At 66.7% G+C, this 10,567-nt stretch carries 13 protein-coding genes; 7 read left to right on the top strand and 6 right to left on the bottom strand.

Translation table 11 applies throughout. The features are described from left to right. From ABNS06_RS14595 to ABNS06_RS14570, 6 genes are all read right to left on the bottom strand, one after another. Nucleotides 1-668: cbb3-type cytochrome c oxidase subunit I (locus ABNS06_RS14595; RefSeq protein WP_348675328.1), on the bottom strand; the 668-nt coding region annotated here is incomplete at its 3' end. 108 nt (nucleotides 669-776) lie between these two features. Continuing rightward, nucleotides 777-4,007, bottom strand: a complete 3,231-nt coding sequence (locus ABNS06_RS14590; RefSeq protein WP_348675327.1) for an efflux RND transporter permease subunit — start codon at nucleotides 4,005-4,007, stop codon at nucleotides 777-779. Next, a complete protein-coding gene (locus ABNS06_RS14585) occupies nucleotides 4,004-5,050 on the bottom strand; it encodes an efflux RND transporter periplasmic adaptor subunit (RefSeq protein WP_348675326.1) in 1,047 nt (348 codons plus the stop codon). The genes ABNS06_RS14590 and ABNS06_RS14585 overlap by 4 nt, the downstream gene beginning before the upstream one ends. Then, nucleotides 5,047-5,316 (bottom strand): DUF2892 domain-containing protein, encoded by a 270-nt coding sequence (locus tag ABNS06_RS14580; protein WP_348675325.1) that lies wholly within the window; start codon nucleotides 5,314-5,316, stop codon nucleotides 5,047-5,049. Before ABNS06_RS14580 ends, ABNS06_RS14585 begins: the two co-directional genes overlap by 4 nt. Further along, the gene (locus ABNS06_RS14575; RefSeq protein ID WP_348675324.1) at nucleotides 5,309-5,770 is read right to left on the bottom strand and encodes a hypothetical protein; all 462 of its coding nucleotides are present in this window, start codon (nucleotides 5,768-5,770) and stop codon (nucleotides 5,309-5,311) included. The genes ABNS06_RS14580 and ABNS06_RS14575 overlap by 8 nt, the downstream gene beginning before the upstream one ends. Before the next feature lie 11 nt (nucleotides 5,771-5,781). Continuing rightward, nucleotides 5,782-6,135, bottom strand: a complete 354-nt coding sequence (locus ABNS06_RS14570; protein WP_348675323.1) for a metalloregulator ArsR/SmtB family transcription factor — start codon at nucleotides 6,133-6,135, stop codon at nucleotides 5,782-5,784. A gap of 129 nt (nucleotides 6,136-6,264) precedes the next feature. On the opposite strand from ABNS06_RS14570, the gene ABNS06_RS14565 reads away from it, so the two are divergent. The 7 genes from ABNS06_RS14565 to ABNS06_RS14535 all read left to right on the top strand — a co-directional run. Beyond that, on the top strand, nucleotides 6,265-7,542 hold the full coding sequence (locus ABNS06_RS14565) for an FAD-dependent oxidoreductase (protein ID WP_348675322.1): 1,278 nt from the start codon (nucleotides 6,265-6,267) through the stop codon (nucleotides 7,540-7,542). 11 nt (nucleotides 7,543-7,553) lie between these two features. Beyond that, nucleotides 7,554-8,309, top strand: coding sequence for a hypothetical protein (locus ABNS06_RS14560; RefSeq protein WP_348675321.1), 756 nt, complete (start codon nucleotides 7,554-7,556; stop codon nucleotides 8,307-8,309). Beyond that, nucleotides 8,306-8,854, top strand: a complete 549-nt coding sequence (locus ABNS06_RS14555) for a DUF3365 domain-containing protein (RefSeq protein ID WP_348675320.1) — start codon at nucleotides 8,306-8,308, stop codon at nucleotides 8,852-8,854. Before ABNS06_RS14560 ends, ABNS06_RS14555 begins: the two co-directional genes overlap by 4 nt. Next, nucleotides 8,851-9,291, top strand: a complete 441-nt coding sequence (locus ABNS06_RS14550) for a thioredoxin domain-containing protein (protein WP_348675319.1) — start codon at nucleotides 8,851-8,853, stop codon at nucleotides 9,289-9,291. Before ABNS06_RS14555 ends, ABNS06_RS14550 begins: the two co-directional genes overlap by 4 nt. 7 nt (nucleotides 9,292-9,298) lie before the next feature. After that, nucleotides 9,299-9,772 carry an OsmC family protein gene (locus ABNS06_RS14545; protein ID WP_348675318.1) on the top strand — a complete coding sequence of 158 codons (474 nt, stop codon included), beginning with the start codon at nucleotides 9,299-9,301 and terminating at the stop codon, nucleotides 9,770-9,772. Continuing rightward, a complete protein-coding gene (cydP, locus tag ABNS06_RS14540; protein ID WP_348675317.1) occupies nucleotides 9,769-9,993 on the top strand; it encodes a cytochrome oxidase putative small subunit CydP in 225 nt (74 codons plus the stop codon). The genes ABNS06_RS14545 and cydP overlap by 4 nt, the downstream gene beginning before the upstream one ends. Beyond that, a partial coding sequence (locus ABNS06_RS14535; protein WP_348675316.1) for a cytochrome ubiquinol oxidase subunit I occupies nucleotides 9,986-10,567 on the top strand: 582 nt, incomplete at its 3' end. The genes cydP and ABNS06_RS14535, both read left to right, overlap by 8 nt.

Below are 10,567 nucleotides of genomic sequence, written 5' to 3'. Positions count from 1 at the left end.
GCCAGCGCGCCGCCGGCCACCAGCAGAATGTCGGTGACCCAGGGATATTCCAGCCATTCCGTGCCGTCGCTGATGCCGGCGAGCAGGGCGGCCGTGCCGATCACCAGACCGATGTTCCAGACCACGGCGCCCACGGTGGCGTAGCCGCCGCCGACCAGCGCGGTCTTGAACAGGCGCGGCACCAGCCACAGCCCGACCCCGACGCCGGCCATGGAGGCCCAGCCGTAGGCGACCACGTTCAGATGCGCCGGGCGGATGCGTCCGAAGGTGAGCTCGGGCTGGGTGACCAGCCATTCCGGCAGATGCAGTTTGACCGACGCGATCAGGCCGAGCACCGAGCCCAGCAGCAGCCAGATCATCGATGATGACAACCACCACAGCACCGGCGTACGGGATGACTGATCGGCCTCGTTGCGCGCGTCCAGTTCCGCGGCCTCGGCGGCACTGGCCTGCGCGACCTCGCCGCGCACATGCTGCATGGCCTCGCGGGCATCCGACGGCGTGGCCGGGTCTTCCACGCGGCCGACCTCGCCCGGGGCGAAGATGGTCTGGGCCGCGTGCCGGTTCATGCTGAACTGGTCGTTGGCGAGCGCCCAGATCAGCAGGGCGAGACCGCCCACCGAGATCAGGAATGTGGACGCGAGCAGGAACGCGATGGCTGGGGACATGGACGTTTCTCGAGCAATACGAATCGATGCGCACCGTGGCGCGCGTGGTTGTACCGGGTTTCAGGGAAGGCCCCGCTGTGGCCGTGTGGCCAGGGCGGGGCGTCCCCGCTAGTTCGCCGCTTTGCGGCTGTTGTAGTGGTAGTAGACGACCGGAATTACGACCAGCGTCAGCACCGTGGAGACGAACAGGCCGAAGATCAGCGAGACGGCGAGCCCGCCGAAGATCGGATCGTCGAGGATGAAGAATCCGCCCATCATCGCCGCGACCGCGGTCAGCGCGATCGGCCGTGCCCGCACCGAGGCCGCGTCGATCGTCGCCTGGCGCAGCGGCTTGCCGGCTCCGACCTCCTGCTGGATGAAGTCCACCAGCAGGATGGAATTGCGGACGATGATCCCGGCCAGGGCGATCATCCCGATCATTGACGGCGCGGTGAACGGCTGCCCCAGCAACGCGTGGCCGGGCATGATGCCGACCATGGTCAGCGGGATCGGCGCCATGATGATCAGCGGCAGGCCGTAGGACCGGAACTGGGCCACGATCAGCAGGTAGATCAGGATCAGCCCGACCGCGTAGGCCGCGCCCATGTCACGGAAGGTTTCGAACGTGACCTGCCATTCGCCGTCCCACTTCAGGCTCCAGGCGTAGGGATTGTCCGGCTGCCGGGTGAAGAACTGCTGGATCGGCGCGCCGTCGATGTCGGTTTCGCCCAGCTCGCCGGCGATCAGCCCCAGGCCGTACAACGGGCTATCGGTCTGTCCCGCGACGTCGCCGGTCACGTAGACCACGGGCAGCAGATCCTTGTGCTGGATCGTCTGTTCGCGGGTGGTCCGTTCCACGGCCACCAGTTCGGACAGCGGTACCAGCGCGCCGGAGGCGGCGCGCACGCGCATTGCAAGCAGGGTGCTCACGTTGTCCTGCTGCTCGGCTGGCAGTTCGACACGGATCGGTGTCGGCCGCTTCATCGCCGGGTCGTGCAGATAGGACATGTCCTCGCCGTTCAGCGCCGCGCTGATCGCGGCGGCGATGGTCTGCTGCGACACGCCGAGCTTGGCCGCACGGGCACGGTCCACCGAAACGATCAGCTTGGGCTGCGGGGCCTCGCTGGTGTCGTCGACATCCACGACCTCGGGCGTGTGTTCGAAAATCGACCGCACCCGGCGGGCGACCTCGATCTGCCGGTCGTGATCCAGCCCGTAGATTTCCGCCACCAGCGGCGCCAGCACCGGCGGGCCGGGCGGCACCTCGACGATCTTCACGTTGGCGCCCAGCGGCCGGCCGATCGCCTGCAGGGGTTCGCGCAGGCTGGCGGCGATGCGATGGGACTTGCGATCGCGGTCGTGCTTGTCGACCAGGTTTACCTGGATGTCGCCCTGATGCGGTTCCTGGCGCAGGTAGTACTGGCGGACCAGCCCGTTGAAATTGATCGGCGCCGAGGTGCCGGCGTAGAGCTGGTAGTCGGTGACTTCGGGCACGGTCTCGATGTGATCGGCCAATGCCTGGAGCACGTGCTGGGTGTCTTCCAGCGGCGTGCCTTCCGGCATGTCGACCAGGACCTGGAATTCGCTCTTGTTGTCGAACGGCAGCATCTTGAGGATCACCGCCTTGACCCCGGCCAGGCCCATGGAACCCATGATCAGGATGATCAGCGCCACCAGCAGCAGCCAGCGGTTGCGCGCGCCGTGGCGGTCGCCGAGGAAGGGCATCATCACCCGCTCGAACAGCCGGTGGACACGATCGGGCCTGGCATCTTCCGCCGGCGCGTCATGCGCGTGTTCGACCTTGAGGAACAGGCGGCGGTAGAGCCACGGCGTGAACATGAACGCGACCGCCAGCGAGATCAGCATGCCGGTGGAGGCGTTGATCGGGATCGGCCGCATGTACGGGCCCATCAGCCCGGTCACGAAGGCCATTGGCAGCAGCGCTGCGATGACGGTGAATGTCGCCAGGATGGTTGGTCCGCCAACCTCGTCCACGGCGATCGGAATCGCTTCGGTCAGCGACTTGCCGCCGAGCTGCATGTGCCGGTGGATGTTCTCGACCACGACGATGGCGTCGTCGACCAGAATGCCGATGGAGAAGATCAGCGCGAACAGCGACACGCGGTTCAGCGTGAAGCCCCAGGCCCAGGATGCGAACAGCGTGATCGCCAGTGTCACGACCACCGCGGCGCCGACCACGATCGCCTCGCGGCGGCCCAGGGTCAGCAGTACCAGCAGCACCACGGAGGCGGTGGCGAAGATCAGCTTCTTGATCAGCGTCTTGGCCTTGTCTTCCGCGGTTTCGCCGTAGTTGCGGGTCACCGTGGCGTGAACGCCGTCGGGGAAGTGGATGCCGCGCATCTGCTCGAAGCGCTCGACCACGGCCTCGGCGACATCCACGGCATTGGTGCCGGGCTTCTTGGAGACCGAGATCGTGACCGCCGGGTAGCGGCCACCCACGTCGATCTGCTTGGCCGCAGCGGCCGGGCCCATGCCGATACTGACGTACTGCTCGGGTTGGTCGGGTCCCAGACTGACGTCCGCAACATCGCGCAGGAAGATCGGAGCGCCGCCGCGCACGCCGACCACGAGATCAGCGACTTCCTCGGGGGTGATGAGGAAGTTGCCGGCCTGAACCTGGAGCACCTGGCCGTCTTCCAGCAGTTCACCGGCGTCCTGCGAGGCATTGGTGTAGGCCAGCGCCCGGCGCAGGTCGTCCAGCGCCAGGCCGTAGCCGGCTAGTCGCTGCGGGCCCAGGGTGACGCGGACCACGCGGTCCGGCCCGCCCAGGGTTTCGATGTCGCGGGTGCCGGGCACGCGCTGCAACTCGGCTTCCATGGTGTGGGCGATGCGCAGCAGATCGTCGGCGGTGATGTCCGGGTTTTCGCTCCACAGGGTGCCGGCGACGACGGGGACGTCGTCGATGCCCTTGGGCTTGATCAACGGCTGGCCGACGCCGGCATTGGGCGGCAGCCAGTCCTGATTGGAATAGAACGCGTTGTAGAGGCGCAGGATGGCCTCGTTGCGGGGTTCACCGACGGTGAAGCGCACCGTCAGCGCGGCCATGCCCGGCGTGGAGGCCGAGTAGATGTGCTTGACGCCCTCGATCTCCGAGACGATCTGCTCCGCCGGCGTGGTGACCAGCGACTCCACTTCCTTGGCCGATGCGCCCGGGAAGGGGATGAACACGTTGGCGAAGGTCACCTGGATCTGCGGCTCTTCCTCGCGCGGCGTGACCAGCACGGCGAACAGGCCCAGCAGCAGACCGGTGAGCGCCAGCAGGGGCGTGATCTCGCTGGTCAGAAAGGCATGGGCGATTCGCCCGGAGATGCCGAGCCGGCTGGAGGACTCCCGACTCATGGCGCCTGCCCGGTGTCGGGTTGCGCCTGCGCCTTGTAGGCGCTGGCCGCGGCGATGGGGTCCAGCGCGATGCGGTCACCCTCGGACAGTCCCGCGAGCACCGGCACGCGCCCGTCGGCGGTGGGCGTGCCCAGCCGCACATAACGCAGGCTGATGCGGTCGCCGTCGACCACGTAGACGCCGGTGACCTCGCCGCGGCGGACGACGGCCTCGGCAGGCACCAGCAGACGCGTGTCCTCGCCACTGACGAAGGCGACCTTGATCAGGGTGCCCGGGAACACGTCATGCTGGCCTTCCGGAAGGTTCACCAGCACCTCGAAGCTGTGCGTGCTGGCGTTCGCGCCGGGAGGCAGTCGCAGGTCCTCGATCGGTAGCGACGTGCCGTCCGGCAGCATGACCCGGGCCTGGCCGTGGATCCTCACCGCACCCATGTGCTGTTGAGGAATCGCGACGCGGGCACGCAGGTGCTCCAGCGACAGGCCGGTCATGATTGGCTGCCCCGGGCCCACGGTTTCGCCCTGTTGCACGTGGCGGTTGACCACGGTGCCGGAGTAGGGTGCGCGGATGACCGTGTAGTCCAGCGCCTCGCGGGCCCGGGTCAGCGCGGCCTCGGCGGCTTCGGCGCGGGCGCGTGCCGCCTTGTATTCCGCCTGGGCCCGGTCGAATTGCGACTTGGCGATCAGCTGCTTGTTGTAAACGTCCCGCGTGCGCTCGAAGACCAGCGTGGCCTCGGCGAGCCGGGCATCCGCCTCGGCGCGGGCGCTCTCGGCGGCTTCGACCTGGGCGGCCTGTTCGGTGCTCGTGAGCCGTGCGATCACCGTACCGTGTTCGACGTAGTCGCCGACGTCGAAGGGCAGCTCCAGCACCCGGCCGCTGGTCTGGGCGGCCACGGTGGACTGGTTCACCGCCTCGATGGCACCGTCGAACACCGTCTCGCGCGGCACCTTCGCCAGGACGGCCTCGGTGGTGGCCAGCTCGAAGGCAAGCGCTGGCGACGCCATGGTCGCCAGCGCCAGCATCGCGGGGAACAGGCGCGGTTTCATGGCGCCGACTTGCTCGAAGCGCTCAGCGGGCAGAACGCCGCGCCGCTGTGGATGCCGAGCTTGCCCAGGATCATTGCCAGCGGACAAAACCCGGTGAACGAGGCCTGGAACATGTTGGCGCCGACGAAGGCGGTGAACCACAACCAGTAGGGGCTGTGCACCTGGGACAACACCAGCGAGGCCAGCACGAACAGGCCGGCGATGCGAAAGACCCATTGCTCGATGGTGGTGCCCGAGCGGGCGGGCGAGAGTGTCTGCTCAGTCATGGGATTCTCCAGCGTTGGCTTGGGTCATCAGGTCACGAACGGTGGCTTCGAGGCCGGTCAGGCCGGCATCACGGCCATGCGCCAGTGCGGCGTCGTAGGAGTGGCCTTCCACGAAATGCGACTTCAGCGCGAACAGCGCGCCGACGCGGTTGCTGCTGCCGCAATGCACCAGCACCGGCTTGGGCACGTCGTCCAGCAGGTCGTGCAGCGCGTGGGCGGCGCTGACGCTCAGGTCGCAGGCCGCGCCGACCGGCAGCGTGTGCGCGGTCATGCCGAGGTCCGTGACGAACTTGCCTTCGTCCCAGCCACATTCGCCATGCGGGCAAAGCGAGATCACGGAGCGCAGCCCCGCCGCCTGCGCCTGGCGCAACTGATCCGGCGTGGGCTGGCCGCCCGTCCAGATCTCCGGGCTGAGCGCCTTCAGGTTCGGGATGCCGAGTGTGTTCAGGTCCATCGTGTGCGTCCTCAGTGTGTCTGTGACCGTGGCCCCTGCGGATGGCAGAAATGGCCATGGAGCACCCGGATCACGTCCAGCGCGGGGCCGGGCGCGACCTGATAGAAAATTGTTTGCGACTCGCGTCGCGTTGTCACCAGTCCGTCGGCCCTGAGCACCGCGAGATGCTGCGACAGCGCCGACTGCGACAGCGGAATCCGGTCGTTCAGCGCGCCGACCGACAGCTCCTCACCCTCCGCCAGCGTGCAGAGAATCTGCAGGCGCTTGGGGCTGGCCATCGCCTTCAGCAGCGACGCGGCCGCTTCCGCGTGCTCGGCCATTTCCTCCATGGACAGTTCTTCAATTGGAGCAGGAGTCGTTGTCATCGCACCCATCTTATTTGCCACTTGCTAATTTAGCGATCACTAATATAATGACTCCGTCGGTCTGACGCAAGCGGCATGAAACACCGGGTTTCCGGACCATGCCCACCGACCACGAATCAGGAGAGACGAATGGCACATATAGTCGTGATGGGTGCGGGCGTCGGCGGAATGCCGGCAGCCTACGACCTGAAAAAAACGCTGGGCAAGGGTCATGACGTGACGCTGATCGGCACGTCCGAGCATTTCCAGTTCACGCCGTCCAACCCCTGGGTGGCGGTGGGCTGGCGCAAGCCGGATCAGGTGCTGGTCCCGATTCGCGATCATGTGGAAAAAAAGGGCATCCGTTTTCTCTGCGATCCGGTCACGGCGATCGACGCGGCCGGCAACCGGCTGACGCTGGCCAGCGGAGAGCAGGTCGACTACGACTATCTGGTCATCACCACCGGGCCGGAACTGGCCTTCGACGAGATTCCCGGCCTCGGCCCGGACGGGCACACGCACAGCGTCTGCACCACACCCCATGCCCAGGAAGCCGGCGCGGCCTATCAGGCCTTCCTCGAAAACCCCGGCCCGGTCGTGATCGGTGCGGTGCAGGGCGCGAGTTGTTGCGGCCCCGCCTACGAGTTCGCGATGATCGTCGATGCCGATTTGCGCAAGCGGAAGATCAGGGATCAGGTGCCGATCACCTTCGTCACCAGCGAACCCTATGTCGGCCACATGGGTCTCGGCGGCGTCGGCGACTCCAAGGGCCTGCTGGAGTCGGAGATGCGCCAGCGGCACATCAACTGGATCACCAACGCCAAGGTACTGGAGGCCGGCGCCGATGCGGTCCGTGTCGCCGAGCATGACGCGAAGGGCGAGGTGCTCAGGGAACACGACCTGCCCAGCCGCTTCACCATGTTCATCCCGGGCTTCCGGGGCATTGGCCCGGTCGCCGCCGTCGAGGGGCTTTGCAACCCGCGCGGCTTCGTGCTGATCGACCAGCATCAGCGCAATCCGACCTATCCCAACATCTATTCGGCCGGCGTCTGCGTGGCGATTCCGCCGGTGGAACAGACGCCCATACCGACCGGTGCGCCGAAGACCGGATACATGATCGAGTCCATGGTCACCGCCATCGTCCACAACATCGAGCAGGACCTGGCCGGCCAAGCGCCCACGCACAAGGCCACCTGGAACGCGATCTGTCTCGCCGATCTGGGCGATGACGGCGTGGCTTTTGTCGCGCTGCCGCAGATTCCGCCCCGCAATGTCACCTGGGCCAAGCAGGGCAAGTGGGTGCATCTCGCCAAGGTCGCATTCGAGAAATACTTCATGCATAAGATGCGTAGCGGAGGGACCGAGCCGATCTACGAGAAGTACGTGCTCAAGGCATTGGGCATCGTCCGGCTCAAGGATCAGGGATGACGGAGGTACGGATGACCTATCGATTCCTGCTGGCGGCGCTGCTGGCCTTCGGCTGCGCGCTGCCGGCCGCGGCGGAAGACGCCTCGGCGGCCACCGATGTCACGGTGCGCGTGCGGGCACATGATGCGAAATTCATCGGTTCGGGCGTTGGTGGTCTCGAGGTGATCTTCGAGAACGCGGAGACCGGCGCCTGGCTGGCATCCGGCCAGATCACCGGAGGCACCGGCGACACCGACCTGCTGATGCGCAAGCCGCAGCAGCGGGGCGAACGTCTGGCTCCACAGGCCGATACCGCCGCCTGCACCGCGAGCCTGCCACTGACCAAACCCACCCGCGTGCGCATTCGCGTGACCGGACCGCAGCAGATGGCGCAGCCCGCGTCGCTGAGCGTCACCACCTGGGTCGTGCCGGGGCACCCCATTGATGGCGACGGGCTGGTGCTGAACCTGCCCGGGCTGATCGTCACCGCCGACCCGATGCCGTCCAAGGGCGGCGAGCTGCCGCTGCGGGCGACGGTGACCCTGATGTGTGGTTGTCCGCTGACCGAAGGCGGGCTGTGGGACACGGCCGACTACGAGGTGATGGCCCGGGTGGAGCGGCCCGATGGTTCGGTCAGCGCAGTGCCGCTGTCCTTCACCGGCGAACCCAATCATTTCGCCGGCATGCTGCCGGTGAAGCAGCAGGGCCGCCATCTGGTCACGATCTGGGCGCATAACGCGGGCACCGGCAACACCGGTGCTGCGGACTACACGGTGGACGTGCCGTGAAGCGGACGCTGCTGATCCTGATGTTCGGCCTCGGCCCGTCGACCGCGGCGCTCGCCGAGCCCGACCGTGTCGTGGAGGCGAGAACGCTGACCACGGCGTTGCAGCAGCAACTCGGTGCGGCGCTTAAACAGGCCATCGCCAGCGGTGGTCCGCAGGCGGCCATCGAGGTCTGTCAGGTGCGCGCGCCGGAGATCGCGGCCTCGCTGTCCTCCGATGCCACGGTGGGGCGCACGGCGCTGCGCGTGCGCAACCCTGACAACGCACCGGATGCCGGGGCCCGTGAGGTCATGACCGCGTTCGCCACGCGAATCGACGACGGCGAACAGGGTGGGCTCGAACATTTCGAGCAGCGGGCCGACGGCAGTGCCCGGTACATGCGCGCGATCATCACGCAGCCGATGTGCGAGCTGTGCCACGGCGCGTCGCTGGCGTCCGGCATCGCGGAGGAACTGGCCCTGCGTTATCCGCGGGACGCGGCCACGGGTTTCCGGGCCGGCGAGCTGCGCGGCGCCTTCATCGTTGACTGGCCGGAGGATGCGCCATGATCAGAATCTGCCCACACTGCGGCGCCAAGAACCGTATCGCGCCGGCGAATCTTCATCGGGCCGGGCGCTGTGGCTCCTGCAAGCAGGCGCTGGGGCCCGTCGACACCCCGCTGGATGTCGGCGCAGATCAGTTCGACGCCATCCTGCGCGAGGCAAGAGTGCCGGTGCTGGTGGATTTCTGGGCGCCGTGGTGCGGCCCGTGCAAGATGGCGGGCCCGGAAGTCGCCCGCGCGGCGGCGGCGATGGCCGGTGAAGCCATCGTTCTCAAGGTCAACACCGAGCAGCATCCGGCCCTGTCGGCGCGTTACGGTGTTCGCAGCATTCCGTATTTCGCGGTGTTCTCGGACGGGCAGATGGCGTGGAGCCAGCCCGGCCTGATGCGCGCCGCGCAGCTGGAGGCGCAATGTCGCGCCGCCGGCGAGGCGGTGACGAGGTAGGCAACGGATGGCAGGTGAACAGACGGAAACGGTGGTCGTCGAGGAAACGCTGACCGGCCGTTACATGCAGAACATCACGGCGGGCCGGCATGGCCTGACGGCGGACGAGCCCGCGGAGCTGAAGGGCAACGACGCCGGCCCGAGCCCCTACGAGTTCGTGCTGATGGGGCTGGGCGCCTGCACGTCGATGACGCTGCGGATGTATGCGGAGATGAAGCAGCTTCCACTGGAGCGCGTTCGCGTTCACCTGAGTCATCAGAAGGTGCACGCGGAGGACTGCGCGGACTGCGAGACTCGCGGCGGCAAGATCGACGAGATCACCCGAGATATCGAGCTGACCGGTGATCTGACCGACGAGCAGCGCCAGCGTCTGCTGGAGATCGCCGACAAGTGCCCTGTGCACCGCACGCTGCATTCGGAGATCAAGGTTCGGACCCGGATCGTGGACGCCATTGATGGTGATGCCGGAGACGGACAATGACCGATCGCGCCGCATCCGCACCGGACTGGCCCAGACACCTGCGCTGGGGCATCGCCATCACCCTGGTGGTCAAGCTGATGGTGCTGATCACCCTGAAAACGCTGTTCTTTTCCGGCGAGCACCGTGTCGAGGTGACACCGACACGGGTGGACGCCCAGCTTTTCCCCGCGCAATCGCGGGCAGAACCCGATTCACGTTCCGAGGAGTTGGCCGATGATTGACATGACGGTCGTGGAGCTGTCACGCCTGCAGTTTGCGTTGACGGCCCTGTACCACTTTCTGTTCGTGCCGCTGACGCTGGGGCTGTCGATGATCCTGGTGATCATGGAGGCCATCTACGTCATGACCGGCCGCGACATCTGGCGGCAGATGACCAAGTTCTGGGGGCTGCTGTTCGGCATCAACTTCGCCATGGGGGTCGCCACCGGCATCACCATGGAATTCCAGTTCGGCACCAACTGGGCCTATTACTCGCACTACGTCGGTGACATCTTCGGGGCGCCGCTGGCCATTGAGGGCCTGATGGCCTTCTTCCTGGAATCCACCTTCGTCGGGCTGTTCTTCTTCGGCTGGGATCGCCTGTCCAAGGTGGGGCATCTGGTCGTGACGGCACTGACGGCGATCGGCTCCAATCTGTCCGCGGTATGGATTCTGATCGCCAACGCGTGGATGCAGAACCCGGTGGGTGCGGCATTCAACTACGAGACCATGCGCATGGAGCTCACGTCCTTCGGTGATGTGATCTTCAATCCGGTCGCCCAGTCCAAGTTCGTGCACACGGTCGCGGCCGGCTAT

The sequence above is a fragment of the uncultured Abyssibacter sp. genome (assembly GCF_964000955.1).
In the GTDB taxonomy this organism is placed as follows: Bacteria; Pseudomonadota; Gammaproteobacteria; order Nevskiales; family OUC007; genus Abyssibacter.
This window is presented reverse-complemented; position numbering and strand designations above follow the sequence as displayed.